General features: G+C 72.4%; 21 protein-coding genes. 6 read left to right on the forward strand and 15 right to left on the reverse strand.

The genetic code is table 11. The features are described from left to right. Positions 1-64 precede the first annotated feature (64 nt). From AB0M83_RS41505 to AB0M83_RS41525, 5 genes are read right to left on the reverse strand one after another with little or no spacing between them, the layout of a single operon-like run. Positions 65-1,132 carry an ABC transporter ATP-binding protein gene (locus AB0M83_RS41505; protein ID WP_364526190.1) on the reverse strand — a complete coding sequence of 356 codons (1,068 nt, stop codon included), beginning with the start codon at positions 1,130-1,132 and terminating at the stop codon, positions 65-67. Further along, positions 1,129-1,896, reverse strand: a complete 768-nt coding sequence (locus AB0M83_RS41510; protein WP_364526192.1) for an ABC transporter permease — start codon at positions 1,894-1,896, stop codon at positions 1,129-1,131. Before AB0M83_RS41510 ends, AB0M83_RS41505 begins: the two co-directional genes overlap by 4 nt. 58 nt (positions 1,897-1,954) lie before the next feature. After that, positions 1,955-2,761: a molybdate ABC transporter substrate-binding protein gene (gene modA, locus AB0M83_RS41515; protein ID WP_364526194.1), complete on the reverse strand. Its 807-nt coding sequence runs from the start codon at positions 2,759-2,761 to the stop codon at positions 1,955-1,957. 59 nt (positions 2,762-2,820) lie between these two features. Then, complete coding sequence (locus AB0M83_RS41520; protein WP_364526196.1) at positions 2,821-3,225, reverse strand: TOBE domain-containing protein; 405 nt, start codon at positions 3,223-3,225, stop codon at positions 2,821-2,823. A 33-nt stretch (positions 3,226-3,258) separates the two neighbouring features. Further along, the gene (locus tag AB0M83_RS41525; RefSeq protein ID WP_364526198.1) at positions 3,259-3,738 is read right to left on the reverse strand and encodes a MarR family transcriptional regulator; all 480 of its coding nucleotides are present in this window, start codon (positions 3,736-3,738) and stop codon (positions 3,259-3,261) included. Positions 3,739-3,889: 151 nt separating this feature from the next. On the opposite strand from AB0M83_RS41525, the gene moaA reads away from it, so the two are divergent. From moaA to AB0M83_RS41540, 3 genes are all read left to right on the forward strand, one after another. Continuing rightward, positions 3,890-4,897, forward strand: a complete 1,008-nt coding sequence (moaA, locus tag AB0M83_RS41530; protein WP_364526200.1) for a GTP 3',8-cyclase MoaA — start codon at positions 3,890-3,892, stop codon at positions 4,895-4,897. Position 4,898: 1 nt separating this feature from the next. Further along, on the forward strand, positions 4,899-5,159 hold the full coding sequence (locus AB0M83_RS41535; protein WP_364526202.1) for a MoaD/ThiS family protein: 261 nt from the start codon (positions 4,899-4,901) through the stop codon (positions 5,157-5,159). A 975-nt stretch (positions 5,160-6,134) separates the two neighbouring features. Next, positions 6,135-6,770, forward strand: a complete 636-nt coding sequence (locus AB0M83_RS41540; RefSeq protein WP_364526204.1) for a transglycosylase family protein — start codon at positions 6,135-6,137, stop codon at positions 6,768-6,770. Between the two features lie 339 nt (positions 6,771-7,109). Here AB0M83_RS41540 and AB0M83_RS41545 read toward each other — a convergent pair whose 3' ends face one another. Then, positions 7,110-7,565, reverse strand: a complete 456-nt coding sequence (locus AB0M83_RS41545; RefSeq protein WP_364526205.1) for a MarR family transcriptional regulator — start codon at positions 7,563-7,565, stop codon at positions 7,110-7,112. Between the two features lie 53 nt (positions 7,566-7,618). Here AB0M83_RS41545 and AB0M83_RS41550 point away from each other — a divergent pair, with 53 nt between their 5' ends. Next, a complete protein-coding gene (locus AB0M83_RS41550) occupies positions 7,619-8,065 on the forward strand; it encodes a nitroreductase/quinone reductase family protein (protein WP_364526207.1) in 447 nt (148 codons plus the stop codon). Here AB0M83_RS41550 and AB0M83_RS41555 read toward each other — a convergent pair. The 4 genes from AB0M83_RS41555 to AB0M83_RS41570 form a co-directional block, all read right to left on the reverse strand. Then, positions 8,052-8,972, reverse strand: coding sequence for a molybdenum cofactor biosynthesis protein MoaE (locus AB0M83_RS41555; RefSeq protein WP_364526209.1), 921 nt, complete (start codon positions 8,970-8,972; stop codon positions 8,052-8,054). The two genes, AB0M83_RS41550 and AB0M83_RS41555, sit on opposite strands and share 14 nt — an antisense overlap. Continuing rightward, complete coding sequence (moaC, locus tag AB0M83_RS41560; RefSeq protein ID WP_285476874.1) at positions 8,969-9,439, reverse strand: cyclic pyranopterin monophosphate synthase MoaC; 471 nt, start codon at positions 9,437-9,439, stop codon at positions 8,969-8,971. Before moaC ends, AB0M83_RS41555 begins: the two co-directional genes overlap by 4 nt. 71 nt (positions 9,440-9,510) lie before the next feature. Continuing rightward, on the reverse strand, positions 9,511-10,899 hold the full coding sequence (locus tag AB0M83_RS41565) for an NAD-dependent malic enzyme (RefSeq protein WP_364526211.1): 1,389 nt from the start codon (positions 10,897-10,899) through the stop codon (positions 9,511-9,513). 105 nt (positions 10,900-11,004) lie between these two features. Then, positions 11,005-11,184 (reverse strand): hypothetical protein, encoded by a 180-nt coding sequence (locus AB0M83_RS41570; protein ID WP_160697456.1) that lies wholly within the window; start codon positions 11,182-11,184, stop codon positions 11,005-11,007. Between the two features lie 148 nt (positions 11,185-11,332). On the opposite strand from AB0M83_RS41570, the gene AB0M83_RS41575 reads away from it, so the two are divergent. Continuing rightward, positions 11,333-13,570, forward strand: coding sequence for a helicase-associated domain-containing protein (locus AB0M83_RS41575; protein WP_364526213.1), 2,238 nt, complete (start codon positions 11,333-11,335; stop codon positions 13,568-13,570). A 303-nt stretch (positions 13,571-13,873) separates the two neighbouring features. Further along, positions 13,874-14,467 (forward strand): hypothetical protein, encoded by a 594-nt coding sequence (locus AB0M83_RS41580; protein ID WP_364526215.1) that lies wholly within the window; start codon positions 13,874-13,876, stop codon positions 14,465-14,467. Between the two features lie 45 nt (positions 14,468-14,512). On the opposite strand, the gene AB0M83_RS41585 is transcribed toward AB0M83_RS41580, so the two are convergent. The 5 genes from AB0M83_RS41585 to AB0M83_RS41605 all read right to left on the reverse strand — a co-directional run bounded on the left by AB0M83_RS41585 (position 14,513) and on the right by AB0M83_RS41605 (position 18,080). After that, positions 14,513-15,421 carry a DUF742 domain-containing protein gene (locus AB0M83_RS41585; RefSeq protein WP_364526217.1) on the reverse strand — a complete coding sequence of 303 codons (909 nt, stop codon included), beginning with the start codon at positions 15,419-15,421 and terminating at the stop codon, positions 14,513-14,515. A 6-nt stretch (positions 15,422-15,427) separates the two neighbouring features. Further along, a complete protein-coding gene (locus AB0M83_RS41590; protein ID WP_091390236.1) occupies positions 15,428-15,844 on the reverse strand; it encodes a roadblock/LC7 domain-containing protein in 417 nt (138 codons plus the stop codon). 377 nt (positions 15,845-16,221) lie between these two features. Continuing rightward, positions 16,222-16,830 carry an ATP/GTP-binding protein gene (locus AB0M83_RS41595; RefSeq protein ID WP_247017872.1) on the reverse strand — a complete coding sequence of 203 codons (609 nt, stop codon included), beginning with the start codon at positions 16,828-16,830 and terminating at the stop codon, positions 16,222-16,224. Then, positions 16,811-17,593, reverse strand: coding sequence for a DUF742 domain-containing protein (locus tag AB0M83_RS41600; RefSeq protein WP_364526220.1), 783 nt, complete (start codon positions 17,591-17,593; stop codon positions 16,811-16,813). The genes AB0M83_RS41595 and AB0M83_RS41600 overlap by 20 nt, the downstream gene beginning before the upstream one ends. Positions 17,594-17,618: 25 nt before the next feature. After that, positions 17,619-18,080, reverse strand: a complete 462-nt coding sequence (locus AB0M83_RS41605; protein WP_013230256.1) for a roadblock/LC7 domain-containing protein — start codon at positions 18,078-18,080, stop codon at positions 17,619-17,621. Between the last annotated feature and the right edge of the window lie 9 nt (positions 18,081-18,089).

The following is an 18,089-nucleotide window of genomic DNA, read 5'->3' on the forward strand; positions in this document are numbered from 1 at the left end:
CAGACGCACCGAAGGCCGCCTTGGGTGCGTCTGACGCACCGAAGGCCACATTGGGGCGCTGGGGTCAGGAAGCCGCGGCCGGGTGCACGCTCACGGTCGCGGCCTTCACCGACAGCGTCACCGCCGAGCCGGGCTCCAGCGCGAGCTCGGCCACGGCGGCCGGCGTGAGGTCGGCGGTCAGGCCGTGGGCCCAGCCGTCGCCCTCGGCGCGGACGCGGATCACCGGCCCGTGCGGTTCCAGGGCCGCGACGACGGCGTCGGCCGTGTTGCGCGGGCTCCCGCGGTGGCCGCCGTCGTGGGGGTAGACGGCGACGGCGTTCGGCGGGAACACCGCCACCGCTGGCTCCCCCAGCACCACGTCGGCCGCCGGGATCCCGCTGACGATCGAGCCCGACGCCGTCCGCAGGCCGTCACCGACCGCCGTGCCGGCGACCAGGTTGAGCCCGGCGATCCGGGCAGTGAACGCCGTCCGCGGTGCGGACAGCACTTCGCGGGTCGGGCCGCGTTCGACGATCCGGCCGCCGTTCATCACCGCGACGTGGTCGGCGAGCGCGAGCGCGTCCAGCGGGTCGTGCGTGACGAGCACGGTCGTCGGCCCGGTCTTGAGCACGCGCCGGAGCAGGCCGCGGATCGCGGGCGCCGCGTCGACGTCGAGGGCGGCGAACGGCTCGTCGAGCAGCAGCAGGTCCGGCTCGGCGGCGAGCGCCCTGGCGATCGCGACGCGCTGGGCCTGGCCGCCGGACAGCTGCCCGGGCCGCCGGTCGGCGAGCGCGACGGCGTCCACTTCGGCCAGCCAGTAGAAGGCGCGTTCGCGCGCGGCGCGGCGGCCGGCGCCGGTCGAGCGCGGCGAGAACGCGACGTTGTCGGCCGCGGACAGGTGCGGGAAGAGCAGGGCGTCCTGGGAGAGCAGGCCGATCCCCCGGCGGTGCGGCGCGATGCCCGCCAGAGCCCGCCCGGCCACGGTGATCTCCGCCGACGTCGGCGTGATCAACCCGGACAGGCAGCCCAGCACCGTCGACTTGCCCGAGCCGTTCGGGCCGAGCAGCGCGAGCACCGTCCCGGCGGGCACGTCGAGGTCGACGTCCAGCGAGAACGAGCCGCGGACGGCCTCGATCCGGGCGGTCAGGCTCACCGCAGGCCGCCTTCCCACGAGCGCGGCCGCGCCACCGCGATGACGATGACCGCCACGACGATGAGCAGCAACGAAAGGGCGACAGCGCTGTCGATGTCCACTTCGGCCTGCGTGTAGACCTCGAGCGGCAGCGTGCGCGTGACGTCTTCGAGGCTGCCCGCGAAGGTGATCGTGGCGCCGAACTCGCCGAGCGCGCGGGCGAAGCTGAGGACGACGCCGGAGCCGAGCGCGGGCAGCAGCAGCGGCAGCGTGACGCGCCGGAAGACCGTCCACGGGCGCGCGCCGAGCGTCGCGGCGACCTGCTCGTAGCGGTCGCCGGACCCGCGCAGCGCGCCTTCGAGGCTGACGACGAGGAATGGCATCGCGACGAACGTCTGCGCGATGACCACCGCGGCCGTGGTGAACGGGACGGATTCCCCGGTCAGCGTCGTGATCAGCATGCCGAGGAAGCCCTTGCGGCCGAGCAGGTAGAGCAGCGCGAGACCGCCGACGACCGGCGGCAGCACCAGCGGCAGCAGCACGATCGAGCGCAGCAGCCGGACGCCGCGGAACCGGGCCCGCGCGAGGACGACGGCCAGCGGCACGCCGAGCAGCACGCAGGCCAGCGTGGACAGTGCCGCGGTGATCAGGGACAGCCGCAGCGCGTGCCACGACGACGGCGAGACGATCAGCGACGGCAGCCGCGTCAGGTCCGAGCGCACCAGCAGCCCGACCACCGGCAGCACGACGAGGGCCAGCGCGAGGGTGGCGGGGATCGCGAGCACCCACGGGACGCGCGAGCGGCCGGCCGGGACGGATCCCGGCCGGCCGCTCGTGAGCCGCTTACTGCGCAGAGCCGAACCCGGCCTTCGCCAGCTCGTTCTTGCCGTCGGCGCCGAGGACGAACTCCTCGAACTGGTGCGCCAGCTCGGCCTGCCCGCCCTTGACCGCGGCGATCGGGTAGCTGTTGATCGCCTGCGCCGCCTCCGGGAAGTCCACTTTGTCCACCTTGCCCGCGGCGGACGTGGCGTCGGTGACGTAGACCAGGCCCGCGTCGGCGTCGCCGGACTGGACCTTGTTCAGCACCTGCTTGACGTCCTGCTCCTCGCTCTTCGGCTTGAGCGTGACGCCGGTGCTCTGCTCGACCTTCTTGGCCGCCGAGCCGCACGGCACCTGCGGGGCGCAGGTGACCACGGTCAGGCCGGCCTTGTTCAGGTCCGCGAAGGACTTGATGCCCTTGGGGTTGCCCGGCGCGACGGCGATGGCGAGCTTGTTGGTCGCGAAGACCGCGGGCTGGCCGTCGATCACGCCACCCTGCGCGGCCTTGTCCATGGTGGCCTGGTCGGCCGAGGCGAAGACGTCGGCCTTCGCGCCGTTGGTCAGCTGCTGGACCAGTCCGGACGAGCCCGCGAAGCTGAACTTCACGGTGACGCCGGCGTGCTGGGCCTCGAACGCCTTGCCGAGCGCGGTGAACGACTCGGTGAGGGACGCGGCGGCGAACACGGTGAGCGTGCCGCCACCGGTGTTCCCGGCCCCCTTGGGCGCGGGTGCGGTGACCGACGCGCCGGACTGCGTGCTGGGCTCGTCCGAGCTGCTGCACGCGCCCGCGAACAGGGCGACGGCCGCGACGGCCAGAGCAAGCTGTGACAAGCGGGGCTTCGCCCCGGGCCGGGGGCTTCGCCACCCGGACCCCCGAAAAGCGGGTTTTTTCATCGACTTCCTTCCGGTGTTTCCACCACAACGGTGGTCGCTTTGACCACGGCGACCGCGAGCACCCCTGGGCGCAGGCCCAGCTCGCGGACAGCTTCCGTACTCATCAGGGACACCACGCGGTGTGCCCCGCACTGCAGTTCCACCTGGGCCATCACCTTGTCGGTGATGACCTCGGTGACCAGCCCGACGAACCTGTTGCGGGCGGAACGGCCGACGGTGGAGGGATCTTCGGGGCCGGAGGCCTGGGCCCGGGCGAACCCCGCCAGCTGGGCACCGTCGACGACCTTGCGGCCGGCGGCGTCGTCGGTCGCGGTCAGCTGCCCCGCACGCACCCACCTCCGGACGGTGTCATCGCTGACGCCGAGCAGGCGCGCGGCCTCGGACAACCGAAATTGCGGCATGCCGCAGACATTATCTCCGCAGTTGAGGAAAAGCTACGCGGGGCGGGAATTGCCCATGACCTCGGCGCGGAGCTGTTCGAGGATGACGTTCTGATAACGCTCGATGGCTTTTCGCTCGGCCGGGGAGAACTGCGCCAGCGTCTCGCGAAGGGTGTCGAAGGCCGACTGGAAGAGCGGCGCGAAGCGCTCTTCGGCCCTCGGCACGACCTCGACGAGGACCTTGCGGCGGTCCTCGGGATCGCGGACCCGGCGGACCAGGCCGACCTTCTCCAGCCGGTCGATGACCCCGGTGACGGCGCCGGTCGAGAGGCCGGTCAGCTCGGCGATCCGGCCGGCGGTCAACGGTCCGCCCGGTTGGATGACCAGGTCGAACGCCTTGTGGTCGGTGCCCGACAGGCCCATCCGCTCGGCGATCCGGGCGTGCCGGAGGACGGTGAACGTGCTGCCTTGGCGGCCCAGTTCGGCGAAGCGGAGCAACTCCTCTTCGGTGACCGGGTACGTCTTTTCCGTCACAGGTCCTCGTTTAGTTCGGCAACTGAACCACTCACTCCGCGAAGTATCCTAGCGATCGCGTCGTTTCGCGCGTTCCGGAGCTACGCTGGGCGTAATGACGGCAGTGGATCTCGGGTTTCCTCGCGTCCCCGGTACACGAGGGTCATCTCGCGTGCCCAGGCCCGAGAACCCCCATCTCATCGACACCTTCGGCCGGGTGGCCACCGATCTCCGGGTTTCCCTGACGGATCGGTGCAACCTGCGCTGCACCTACTGCATGCCCGCGGAGGGCCTCGACTGGATGCCGGGTGAACAGGTGCTGTCCGACGACGAGCTGGTCCGGCTCATGCGGATCGCCGTCGAGCAGCTCGGCGTCACCGACATCCGGCTCACCGGCGGCGAACCGCTGCTGCGGGCCGGGCTCGAGGACATCGTCGCGCGGGTCACGGCGTTGTCGCCGCGGCCCCGGCTGTCCATGACCACCAACGGGATCGGGCTCGCGAAGCGCGCGGCCGGGCTCGCGGCGGCCGGGCTGAACCGGATCAACGTCTCGCTCGACACCGTCGACCCCGAGACGTTCGTGAAGATCACCCGGCGCGACCGGCTCTCGCACGTCGTGGCCGGGCTGGCCGCGGCGCGGGACGCCGGGATGACGCCGGTGAAGGTCAACGCCGTGCTGATCCGCGGGCTCAACGAGACCGAGGCCGTGCCGCTGCTGAAGTTCTGCCTCGCCGAGGGCTACCACCTGCGGTTCATCGAGCAGATGCCGCTGGACGCCCAGCACGGCTGGAACCGCGGCGAGATGATCACCGCGGCCCAGATCCTGGAGATGCTCGAAGAGGAGTTCACGCTGTCGCCGTTCCCGGTCGCCCGGGGCGGCGCGCCGGCCGAGCGCTGGCTCGTCGACGGCGGGCCCGGTGACGTCGGCGTGATCGCGTCGGTGACCCGGCCGTTCTGCGCGGCGTGCGAGCGGACGCGGCTGACCGCGGACGGCGCGGTGCGCTCCTGCCTCTTCAGCAACGACGAGACGGATCTGCGCTCCCTCGCGCGCGCGGGCGCGCGCGATGAAGAGATTGCCGACGCCTGGCGCGCGACGATGTGGGGCAAGCTCGCGGGACACGAGATCAACGACGCCGGGTTCGCGCAGCCGATCCGGCCGATGAGCGCGATCGGCGGCTGAGATGTCGGCTTTGACCATCGTGGTGCGGTACTTCGCCTCGGCGCGGGCCGCGGCGGGGGAAGAAGAGGAGAAGGTGCGGCTGCCGGCCGGCGCTCGCGTGTCGGACGCCGTGGCCGAGCTGCGCCGGCTCCACCCGGCCGGCCTGCCGCGGGTCCTGGACGCCGCCAGCTTCCTCCTCGACGGCGTCGCGGTGCGGGACCTCACCCGCCCGCTGACCGACGGCGCGGAACTGGACGTCCTCCCGCCCTTCGCCGGCGGCTGACCGCCCCGCGGCTGTGCCAGAACGGCCGACACGCCGCCGGGCACCCCGCTCAGCCGTGTCGACCTCCCAAACACGCGTGTCGACCCTCTAATCACGCGTGTCGACCTCCTGATCACGCGAGCCGACCCTCCAGGTACGCGAGCCGACCCTCTGGGTACGCGAGCCGACCGCCTGGGTACATGAGCCGTCCGTCGGGGTGCGCGAGTTCGTCCTCTCTATATGCGGACCCGCCGTTCGAGTACGGCAGCCGACCGCTCGGCGAAGCCGTCTGCGGCCTTCGGCGTGGCGCGTCACCGGATCCGGGTTGTTCGCGAGAAGCTGATCGCGTCCCGCCGCAACGCCATCCGGTGACCCGTTTCGCCTGGTCCGTCGCGGTGCGTTGCCCCACCTGGGCGCCGGCACCGGCTGGAGTCGCTCCAGGGGCGGCTCCAAACCCCACGAAGAGGTGGGACTACTGTGACTCAAGGGGTACGTGAGGCGCAGTTGTCAAGTCTGGCGTACTCCCGCGAGCAGTCATAAGATGCGCGCTTCAATCGCGGCCAAGGCGTCGCGAACGGTCCATTCACCGCGCAAAACACGTGATGCAAGCCTCACGATCCGTGTTTTATCTCGACTAGGAAACGGCCAGATAACGGCCCGCTGACCAGCGCAAACACCGGTATCGATAGGGGTTGCGTGTCGTTACTGTGACGTAGGTCACGCCCCGAATAATTTCCGATCACGGCTCTCGTTACGTACCGTCGCTTTTCGGTTGGCCCCGACCAACCAGCACGACCGGGAATCCGTAGCGCCTAGCCCTGTCCGACGGATCCCCGGACCCATACCCCGAGCGAAAGCATTTCCGGACAGGGACGAGGGGACGAAGAAGACGCGTCGTGCGTCGGACTCGTCTGCCGGCCTGAGACGGCCGGCGCCAGGACCCCGATCCTGACCCTCAGCACCGGCTCGTAGGCGCAGGGAGCGAGATACACTCAGATGTCTTACCGAGGCAAGCACCGCAAGATGTCCGCTGCCACCCGCACCGTCGCTCGCGTCGCCATCGCGGGCATTGCGGTCGGCGCGCCCCTCGCGATCGCCGCGACCCCCGCGTCGGCGACCAACTGGGACGCCATCGCGCAGTGTGAGAGCAGCGGCAACTGGAACACCAACACCGGCAACGGCTACTACGGCGGCCTGCAGTTCTCGCAGAGCACGTGGAAGGCCTACGGCGGCACCGGCAGCGCGGCGAACGCTTCGCGCGAGCAGCAGATCGCCGTCGCCGAGCGCGTCCTGCAGGGTCAGGGCATCGGCGCGTGGCCGGTCTGCGGCAAGAAGGGCGGCGGCTCGTCGGCCCCGAAGGCCACCCACAAGACGACCACCAAGCAGTCGGCGCCGACGAAGAAGACCACGACCGCCCCGAAGAAGGCGGCCGCGGCTCCGGCCCCGGCGGCGACCGGTGTGGCCAGCTCCAACCCGGCCGGTGACTACACCGTCGTGGCGGGCGACACGCTGTCGAAGATCGCCAAGCAGTTCAACGTCCAGGGCGGCTACCAGAAGCTGCAGGACCTGAACGCGAAGTACATCCCGAACGCGGACCTGATCCTCGTCGGGCAGAAGATCGCCACCAAGTGACGATCGCGCAGTGATGCGTAGGTCCGGCCTCGAGCCGTGACAGCACGAGCCCTCCACCGCCAATCCCCCGGGCGGTGGAGGGCTCGCGCGCATCCGGCGTGCGGCTGAGTTCGCGCCGCGCCGGGTGCCGCTTCGGAAGTCCCTCAATGCGACATTCACGGCTTGGGCGCTGAGGCCCGCAGGACCTGACCGTCACGTGCACGGGCGTCCGTTACGGGGCTTTCGCGGCATCATCACGCGAGGCGCCCCGCCGCGCCCGCCCTGAGCCGCCGTACGCGGGCTACAGCCCCGCGCAGCCGTCAGGACGCCGACGCGCCCGCCAGCCCCTCCTGGGCCCTTTCAGAGCGCGCGGATCCTCTCCGCCTCCTCCAGCTGCATCCGCTCACCCCGGCGCAGCACCTCGACCACGAGCGCCAGCTGCTCCGGCGTGTAGTCCTCCAGGATCGCCCGGCCCGCCCGCTCGATCGGCGCGTAGATCTGCTCCAGCCGCTTCGCCGCCTCCGGGGTCAGCTCCACCACCGCCCGGCGGCGATCGTCCGTCGCGGTCCGGCGGGTCAGGTGCCCGGCGTGCGTCAGCCGCTGGATCGCCGTCGTCGTGGCCGCCGGGCTCAGGTGCGCCTGGGTGGCCAGCGCGCCCGCCGTCAACGTTCCCGCCGCCGCGACCAGGCCGATGATCCGCAGGTCCGTCCGGTTCACCCCGAACGCCGCCGCCGCGGCTTCGTCCACGACGTCGCCCGCCGCGCCGGAGGCCGCCGCGGCCTGGGTCGCCTCCGTGACCAGAGATTGCTTCGACACTCGAAAGAGCCTACCGTGAGGGCGAATACTTCGGTAGTCGAAAGGATTGTGCCGTGACGACTCACCCCGCCCTGCCTCGCTGGCTCCGCCCCGCCAACCGGTTCGTCCGCCTGCTGACCCGCCTGGGGCTGCGCCTCGGCACCATCCACGTCCTGACCGTCCCCGGCCGCCGGTCGGGGGCGCCCCGGCCCACGCCGGTCTCGCCGCTGACCGTCGACGGTCGGCGCTACGTCGTCGCCGGCGTTCCCGAAGGCGATTGGGCGCGGAACGTCCGCGCCGCCGGGCGGGGCGAGCTCGCCCACGGACGCCGGAAACAAGCCGTGACGCTCGAAGAGGTCGGCGACCACGACGTCCGCGCGCGGGTCATGCGCGCCTTCCCGCGCGAAGTGCCGCACGGGGTGCCGATGTTCGTCAAGCTGGGCCTCGTCGCCAAGGCCGATCCGGACGAGTTCGCCGCGGCCGCCGACCGCGTCGCCGTCTTCCGGGTTACGGCGAGTTGACCCACTCGTCCGTGCCGTCGGTGAAGTGCTGGTGCTTCCAGACCGGCAGCCGCGCCTTGACCTCGTCCACCAGGTCGGAGCACGCCGAGAACGCCTGGCCGCGGTGCTCCGCCGCCACCGCGCACGCCAGCGCCACGTCGCCGATCGCCAGATGACCGACGCGGTGGCTCACCGCCACCGCCCGGACGCCGGTCCACCGGGCCGCCAAGCCGGCCACGACCTCGGCGATCACGTCGCCCGCGCTCGGGTGACCCTCGTACGTCAGGTCGCGCACGCCCTTGCCGCCGTCGTGGTCGCGGACCACCCCGGCGAACGTCACCACCGCGCCCGCCGCGTCGTCCTCGACCAGCCGGGCGTGCTCCTCGACCGACAGCGGTTCCTCGGTCACCAGCGCCCGCACGACGCGCACCGAAGGCGCCGAAGCGGCGGGACGCGGGTGGTCGCCGCCGGCCAGCTGGTCGACCGCGTGGTCCAGGATGCCGTCGAGCACGCCCAGGCCGTCCTTCACGCCGCCGCTGGAGCCCGGGAGGTTCACGACCAGGGTCCGGCCCGCGACACCCGCGACCCCGCGCGAGAGCACCGCCGTCGGGACCTTCGGCAGCCCGGCCGCGCGGATCGCGTCCGCGACGCCCGGCAGCTCGTGGTCCAGCAGCGCGCGGGTGACGTCCGGGGTGCGGTCGGTCGGCGAGATGCCGGTGCCGCCGGTGGTGAGCACCACGGCGACGCCGTCGGCCAGCGCGGCCCGCAGCGCGACGCCCACCGGATCGCCGTCCTCGACGACGACCGGCGCCGGCACCTCGTACCCGCGGCCGGCCAGCCAGGCGACGATCACCGGGCCCGTCTTGTCTTCGTAGACGCCCTTCGCGGCGCGGTTGGACGCCACGATCACGCGTGCGGTGCGCTTCACGGCCGCTCCCAGGTCCCGGTCTTGCCGCCGTCCTTGCGGAGCAGGCGGACGTCGTCCAGTGTCGCCGCCGGGTCGACGGCCTTGATCATGTCGTGCAGGGTGAGCCCGGCGACCGCGACCGCCGTCAGCGCCTCCATCTCGACGCCGGTGACGTCGGTGGTCTTCGCCGTCGCGCGGATGCCGACCTCGGCCTCGCCGAGGGTGAACTCGACCTTGACCCCGGACAGCGCGATCTGGTGGCACAGCGGGATGAGCTCGGGCACCCGCTTGGCACCCATGATCCCGGCGATGCGGGCGGTGGCGAGGGCGTCGCCCTTGGGGAGGCCGTCGGTGGCAAGCAGCCGGAGCACCTCGGCGGTGGTCCGCACGGTGCCGGCCGCGAGCGCGGTGCGCGCGGTGGCGGTCTTGCCGGAGACGTCGACCATCCGGGCGGCGCCGGTCTCGTCGACGTGGCTGAGTTCACTCACCAGCCGAGGCTACTTCCGCACGGTCGCGCCCGGCCCGCGGCCTCCGCCGACGTACCCGGAACCGGACCCGCTCACCGCTCGGCGCGCACGGCCTTCCGCACGGCCTCGGCGACCGCCGGCGCCACGGCGCTGTCGAACACGCTCGGCACGATGAACGACGCGTTGAGCTTGCCGTTGTCCACCACGTCGGCGATCGCGTCGGCCGCGGCGAGCAGCATCGTGTCGTCGATGTTGTGCGCGTTCGCGTCCAGCAGGCCGCGGAAGACCCCCGGGAACGCCAGCACGTTGTTGATCTGGTTCGGGAAGTCGCTGCGGCCGGTCGCGACGACGGCCGCGTGCTGCTGCGCCTCGAGCGGGTCGATCTCCGGGTCCGGGTTCGCCAGCGCGAAGACCACCGCGTCGTCCTTCATCGTGGCGACCTGCTCGGCGCCGAACAGGTTGGGCGCCGAGACGCCGATGAAGACGTCCGCTCCGACGAGCGCCTCGTGCAGGGTGCCGCTGACCTGGTCCTTGTTCGTGTGCGACGCGATCCACGTGAGGTTGTCGTCGAGGTTGCCGCGCGCGGAGTGGACGATCCCGTCGATGTCCGCGGCCACGATGTCGCCCGGGTTCTTGCGCAGCAGCAGCCGGATGATCGCCGAGCCGGCCGCGCCGACGCCGCTGACCACGATCTTGCAGTCCTCGATGTTCTTCTTGACCACGCGCAGGGCGTTGCGCAGCGCGGCGACGACCACGATCGCGGTGCCGTGCTGGTCGTCGTGGAACACCGGGATGTCCAGCTGCTCGCGCAGCCGCGCCTCGATCTCGAAGCAGCGCGGCGCGGCGATGTCCTCGAGGTTGATCCCGGCGTACACCGGGGCGAGCGCCTTGACGATCTTGATGATCTCCTCGGTGTCCTGGGTGTCCAGGCAGACCGGCCAGGCGTCGACGTCGGCGAACTTCTTGAACAGCGCCGCCTTGCCCTCCATCACCGGCAGCGCGGCGGCCGGGCCGATGTTGCCGAGACCGAGCACCGCGGAGCCGTCGGTGACGACGGCGACGGTGTTGCGCTTGATGGTCAGCCGGCGCGCGTCCTCGGGGTTCGCGGCGATCGCCTGGCACACGCGGGCGACGCCCGGGGTGTAGGCGCGGGAGAGGTCGTCACGGTTGCGGAGCGCGACCTTGGGCGTGACCTCGATCTTGCCGCCGAGGTGGATCAGGAACGTCCGGTCGGAGACCTTGCGGACCTTGACGCCGGGCAGCGAGTCGAGCGCCTGGGTGATGTCGTTCGCGTGGTTCTCCGACAGCGCGTTGGCGCTGATGTCGACCACGATCGAGTCGGAGTGGGACTCGACGACGTCGAACGCGGTCAGCACGCCGCCGACGCGCCCGACGGCCGTGGTGAGGTCACCGGCCGCGCTGGACGAGGCCGGGGCCTCGACCCGGACGGTGATCGAATATCCGGGACCGGGAACCGGCATGGCGCTTACCCCCGCGTGGGAAAGGTGGGTTGGGACGGGAGCGAACCTACTCCCGTGACCGTCCTCACCAGCCCCCGATACCGGTACTGACCAGTAGCAACGGGGTCAGCGGTTGATCTCGGTCTCCGGGTGCACGTAGGGCACCGAGTCGAGCGGGAAGGTGATGTCACCGAACGGCGACAGCGAGCCCTGGCGGTCGGACGCAAGCTCGGTCACGGGGTGCTCGCCCGCCTCGCCCGGCCAGGTCGGGTCGACGCCCTTGTGCTTCTTCTCACCCTTGGCCACAACGTCCTCCACAGTCGTGCTCGATCCTGTGCCATCCGGGGCTTCGCCCCGGCCGGGGACTCCGCCACCGGACCCCCGAAAATCTCTCGGGCCCCAGTCTGCCTCAGCCCGGGCAGCCTGTCGCAACCGCCCGGTATCCTGGCTTTCTATGCCCGCGACCTCCTTGGCGGACTGGCTGCGTGCGGAGTCCGACGCCGCCCTCGAAGAGCTGCTCCGCACTCGTCGCGACCTGTCCACGCCCCCGCCGTCCGACAGCACCGTGCTCGCCACCCGGGCCGGCACGCCGGGCTCCGTCGCGCGCGCCTGTGAAGACCTCGACACCGTCACCCTCGCCGTGCTCGAAGCGTGCCTGCTGGCCGGCGCGGACCGCGACCCGGTGCCGGTCGCCGAGGTCACGGACCTCGTCGGCACCGACATCACCGCGCAGCTGGCCCGGCTGCGCGCCCGGGCGCTGGCCTGGGGCCCGGACGACGCGCTGCGCGTGCCGCCCGCGGTCCGGGACGCCCTCGGGCCGTTCCCGGCCGGGCTGGGCGCGTCGTCGCCGTCGCTCGACGGCGAGGACCTCGCGGCGCGGCTCGCGGAGCTGTCCGACGACGAGCGTGGCGTGCTGAGCGCCCTCGCCGCGGGCCCGCCGATCGGCCGGACCCGCGATGCCGGGCACGACACTTCGCTCGAAAAGGCCAAGACACCCGTGCAGAAGCTGCTGGCCCGCGGGCTGCTGCTGCGGCGCGACGACCAGACCGTCGAACTCCCGCGCGAGCTGGGGGTCGCGGTCCGCGGCGGGGTCTTCGCCCCGGGCACGCTCACCGAGCCCGAGCTGCCGCTGCACCCGCACCGTTCGTCCACTTTGGACGAAGCCGCGGCCGGTGAGGCGATGGAGTTCCTGCGCCACACCGAATCCCTGCTGCGGTCGTGGTCCGCGGCCCCGCCGCCGGTGCTCAAGTCGGGCGGCCTCGGCGTGCGCGAGCTGAAGAAGCTGGCCAAGGACCTCGAGATCGACGAGCCGCAGGCGATCCTGCTGGCCGAGCTCGCCGTGGGCGCCGGGCTCGTCGCGGACAGCGAGACGACCGCGCCCGAGTGGGTGCCGACGACGCTGACCGATTCGTGGCTCGCGTCGCCGACCGCGCAGCGGTGGATGACGCTGGCCCAGGCGTGGCTGGAACTGCCGCGGCTGCCGGGGATGGCCGGCGGGCGCGACGCCAAGGACAAGCCGATCGCGCCGCTGTCGGAGGAGCTGCGCCGCCCGCTGGCGCCGGTCGCGCGGCGGCGGGTCCTGGCCGCGCTGGCCGACCTGCCCCCGGGTGCGGGCGTCAAGAGCGTCGACGAGCTCGTCGCGGTGCTGGCTTGGCGCGCCCCGCGGCGCGGCGGGCGGCTGCGGGACGAGACCGTCCGCTGGACGATGTCCGAGGCGTCGGCGCTGGGGATCGTCGGGCTCGGCGGCCTCACGACGGCGACGCGGGCGCTGCTCGCCGACGACCGGCCGGGCGCGGTCGAGGCGATCTCGGACGCGCTGCCCGCGCCGGTGGACCACGTGCTGCTGCAGGCCGACCTGACGGTCGTCGCGCCCGGGCCACTGGAACCGGAGCTGGCGGCGGAGATGGCCGCGGTGGCGGACGTGGAGTCGGCCGGCCACGCGACGGTCTACCGGATCACCGAGACGTCGGTCCGGCGCGCGCTGGACACCGGCCGCACGGCCGACGAGCTGCACGCGCTGTTCAAGAAGAAGTCGGCGACCCCGGTGCCGCAGTCGCTGAGCTACCTGGTCGACGACGTCGCCCGGCGGCACGGCCGGCTGCGCGGCGGCGTCGCGGCGTCCTTCCTGCGGTGTGACGACGAGGCGTTGCTGGCGGAGGTGCTGGCCCACCCGGTCGCGGCGGAGCACGCGCTGCGGCTGATCGCGCCGACCGTCGTGATCAGCCCGGACCCGCTGCACGAGGTCCTCGCCGGCCTGCGCGCGGCCGGGTTCGCACCGGCGGCGGAGGGGCCGGACGGCCGGGTCGTCGACATCCGGCCGGGCGGGCGCCGGCTGCCGGCGAAGGCCCGGGCCGCGCGGCGCGGGCCGGGTGAGCAGGCCGTGCTGACGTCCGACCAGGCGGTCCGGATCATCTCCAACCTGCGGGCGGGCGACGCCGCGTCCGCCCGGCGCCGGGGGTCCGCGGTGCGGGCGCCGGTCGGCGGCGGGGCGGACACGTCCGCGACGCTGGAGCTGCTGTCACGGGCGACGCTGGAACGGCGTGAGGTCTGGATCGGCTTCGTCGACTCGCGCGGGACCGCCAGCCAGCGGGTCGTGCGGCCCGTGCGCGTCGGCGGCGGAATCCTCGAAGGCGACGACAACCAGCGGTACTCGCTGCACCGGATCACCTCGGCCGCGCTGGTGGAGGAGTGACCCCCGGGGTTCCGGCAAAGTCACCCAGCCTGGCTGCCCCCGGCGCAGGCCGCGGGCGCGGCGCCCTGAACAAAGGATCCGGCTGCGGCGGTCGAGGCGGGCCTTGCCGAGGCGGAGGCGACACCGGACTGGGGGCGCGGACGAGTGGGCGGGGATCCGTTGTGCGGTAGCGGTGGAAGCCAGGTGGCTGAACCCGCGACTTTGCCGGAACCCTGCCCTCCGGGGATCGGTGAATCGCCGACGGAACGCCCGGCCACGTGGTAAGCCTGGTTCGCCGGATCTTCGCCGAACCTGGGAGGGACCATGAAGTGGGGAACACGCGTGACCGCGCTGGCGGCGGCGACAGCCGTCGCCGGGCTGGGGTTCGCCGGGGCGGCTGAGGCGATCGGACCGCCCGTCTACACCAAGTACGACGTCAACGGCACCACGCACCTCGCCAAGCCGAACGCCGACGTCACCCTCGGACCGGGGATCGCCGAGCTGTACACCGACATCGGGCCGTACTCGTTCTCCGGCACGATCACGCTGCCGCCGGTGACGATCACTCGCGCCGTGCCGGGCGTGGGAACCGTCAGCGGCAAGCTCACCCTGGGACCGGGCGCCGTCACGGGACAGGCTTTCGGCGGGTTCACCGCCACCGCGAAGTGGGCGGTGAAGGTCTTGGACGTCACCGTGAACGGCGCACCGCACGACGTCGGCCCGGCGTGCGGCACCGCCGAGCCGGTCACCACCGAGATCACGTCGGCCGACTGGCAGCTCGACAAGGGCGGCCACCTGACTTCGACGTACTCGATCGGGGCGTTCGCGAACTGCGGGTCGGCGACGGCGCTCGTCAACGCGGCCGTGCCCGGCCCGGGTAACACCCTCGCGCTCGATCTCACCTGGCCCAAGGCCTGACGGACGCGGGGCCGGGGACCACCTCGGCCCCGCCCGCGCGAGAGCTCAGAGCGCCCGGAGGCCGGCCAGGACCCGTTCCATGAAGTCGCGGGACGAGCGGTCCCCGAGGATCAGCTCGGTCTGGTGGATCAGCACCAGCCCGATGTCGGCCATGTCGCCGACCAGTACCTTCACCACGCCCAGGGGCAGCCGCAGGTGGGCGGCGATCTCGGCCACCGACCGCGTGTCCAGGCACAGGTCGCAGATCCGGCGGTGCTCGACCGAGCGCACGCCGCGGTACCGGCGCCCGTCGTCGGACGTCGAGACCAGCGCCTCCAGCGCCAGGTTGTGGTCGGACCGCGTGCGACCGCCGGTGCGCGTGTACGGGCGCACCCGGGAGCCCACCGAAGCGGCCGGCGAGGGGCTCAGGACGCGGGCCGGCGGCTCCTCCCACGGCTCCGGCCGCGGGATCCAGCGGGTCTCCGGGTCCGGCGGGGGCGTCCAGCCGGTCCGCGGGTCGATCGGCGGAGCCCACGAAGGCGGGGGCGCCGCCTGGGGTCTGGACACCGGGGGTCTCGGCGCCGGCGGCCGGGGCGGCGGGGGTGCCGGCGGGCGCGGCTGGACCGGCGGCCGGGGCGGGGCCGGCGGGCGCGCGCCGCGCGGAGGCGTCCACGCCGGCTCGAGCGGCGGGGGCTCCGGCTCGTACGTCTCCTCGTCCTGCCACTCCGGCTCGACGGGGTCGTAGCTGCCGTCGTAACCCTCGTCGAAGTCGGACGACGGGCCCCACTCGCGGGTGTCCTCGTCGGTGTAGCCCTGCGGATCCGGCTGGGGCCGCGCCGGCTTGCGCTTGGGCATGATCATCGACAGCGTCGACATGTCGAACTTGCTGGGCGAATCGAAACCCTCGCGCTCGGTACCGCGGTGCAGTGCGTCCCAGCCGCTGGAGTCCGGATCGTCGAATCCCGAAATCCTCATCGTGTCCTACCCACGCACGCCGCCCTGGAGCTGGGCGCGCAGCTCGGGGGTGATCTGCTGGCCGACCCGCTCGACGAGCAGCGTCATCTCGTACGCGACGGTGCCGATGTCGCACGTCGGCGCGGCCAGCACCGCCAGCGACGAACCGTCCGAAACGGACATGAGGAACAGGTAGCCGCGCTCCATCTCGACCACGGTCTGGTTGACGCCGCCCGCTTCGAAGCAGCGCGCGGCCCCGAACGTCAGGCTGATCAGCCCGGACGCGACCGCGGACAGCTGCTCGGCGCGCTCCTGGGGCAGCCCTTCGGACGGCGCCAGGAGGAGGCCGTCGGCGGACACCAGAACGGCGTGCGCGGCGCCGGGTACCCGGCGCACGAAGTCCGTGATGAGCCAGCCGAACGATCCCTGGCCGGATGCCGTCACTACTGCCCCTCCTTGCTCCTGCGGCGCCGCGAGCCGCACCCCGGAGTGGCGGGCACGGCCCACGCTCAAGCGTATTCGCCCTGCCGGCGGTGTCGAGTCGATCGCCGGCCGGCCGCTGCGCACCCTACGTGTGCGCGCGACCGCGCTCCGCGCCGGCCCGGTCCGGACGGCGCGTGCGGGGCCTCCTCCGCGGCCCGCCGAAGCGGGGTGTCCGCGCAGGTCAGCCGGGTGGACCGCCGTCCGCGCCGGCGATGCCACCCTCGACGGTACCGAACCGCGGCGGCCGTCCCGTCCTCCGGACGGCGGCAGCGCTCCCCGAAGTGGGTGAAGCCCGTGGAGTTCACCCCAACGGCGGCATCCGGTCCGGATCAGCACCCTCAGCCCGCGCGCAGGGCCGAATCGTGCGCGATCGCGTGCTGGACGACGGAGATCAGCACCTGCTTGGCGGAGTCGCGCTCACGCGCGTCGCACGCCATGATCGGGACCGACGGCGCGATGGTGAGCGCGTGCCGGACGTCCTCGATCTGGTGGTGCAGAAGCCGGTCGAAGCAGTTGATGGCCACGACGTAGGGCAGCTTCCGGTTCTCGAAGAAGTCGATCGACGGGAACGCGTCGGCGAGCCGCCGCGTGTCCACCAGCACGACCGCCCCGATGGCACCGACCGCGAGGTCGTCCCACATGAACCAGAACCGGTGCTGACCAGGGGTGCCGAAGACGTACAGCACCAGGTCCGAGTCCAGCGAGATGCGCCCGAAGTCCATCGCCACGGTCGTGGTGGTCTTGTTCGGCGTCGCCGAGGTGTCGTCGTGTCCGACGCTGGCCTCGGTCATCATGGCCTCGGTGGTCAGCGGGTCGATCTCCGAGATCGCCCCGACCATCGTTGTCTTCCCCGAACCGAACCCGCCGGCGACCACGATCTTGGCCGACGAGGTCGGACCCGTCACCTGCGGCGCGTTCGCGTCGGAGTCAAATTCTCCGAAGCCCACTGAGCACCCTTTCCATGAACTCGATACTCGGCCGGTCGCCCACGGTCGTGTTGGTGGAGTGCACCAGCACCAGCCCGAGACCCGCCACGTCACCAATCAACACCCGCACCACACCGAGTGGCAGCCGCAGCAGCGCCGCCACCTCGGCCACCGACCGGGTGTCGAGGCACAGGTCGCAGATCGACCGGTGCTCGGGCACCCGGACCCGGTCGAGCATCCGGCCCTGATCACTGGTCGAGATCAGCGCCTCGATCGCCAGGTCGAGGGTCGCCTTCGTCCGGCCCCGGGTCCGGAAGTACGGCCGGACCAGGCCCGACGTCTCCATCTCGGTCGGCGCCGGCTCGTCGACGTACTCCTGGTGGGCCTGCCGCGGCAGCGCCGCGGCCAGCTCGCCGGAGTCCGGTCCTGCCGAATAGTCGCGATCGTTGCTGTACGCGGCGAAGTCGTGCGCGTCGTACAGCGGCCCGCTCGACCCGCCGAACAGCTCCGCTCCCGGGCCGCCCAGCAGCCGGTCGCGGTATTCGCCGCTGCCGGGCTGGATCGGCCGGATCGGTTCCTGACCGGCGTTGCTGTCGGTCAGCCAGTTCGGTGGTTCGCGCACGGGGTCGTTGTCGGACGCCTGCACCCGGCGTGACCGCCACTCGCGGTCGACCCGTTCCCGGAACGACTGCCAGTCCTCCCGGCCGTCGTCCGAATGTTCGGACCACCCGCCGGAGAAGTCGTCACCGAGCCGGCCCTCGCCCCTCAAGCGCCCGTCGTCCACGGCTCTCTCCTCGGTTCCCGGGTCCTCAGCGGCGGACTGCCGAGCCCTGCAGCTGGGCCCGCATCTCCGGAGTCAGCTGTTGACCGACCCGTTCCACCAGCAGGGTCATCTCGTAGACGACCAGGCCGATGTCACTCTCCGGCGAACCCAGCACCGCAAGACAAGAACCGTCGGAAACCGACATGAGGAAGAGGAAGCCGTTGGCCATCTCGACGACGGTCTGCGCGACCGTCCCGCCTTCGAACACCTTGGCCGCACCGCGCGCGAGGCTCGTGAGCCCCGACGCCACCGCCGCCAGCTGGTCCGCCCGGTCCTTCGGCAGGCCACGCGAGGCCGCGAGGAGCAGGCCGTCGGCCGACACCACGACCGCGTGGGCCGCGCCGGGCACCCGGTGCACGAAATCCGTGATCAGCCAAGCGAAGCTGCCGGCATTGTTCGCCTTGGCATGCGCCTGGCCGTTCGGCTGCGCGGAGCCACCCGGCTGCATTGCACCCGC

The organism is Amycolatopsis sp. NPDC051106, from assembly GCF_040682775.1.
Classification (GTDB): Bacteria; Actinomycetota; Actinomycetes; order Mycobacteriales; family Pseudonocardiaceae; genus Amycolatopsis.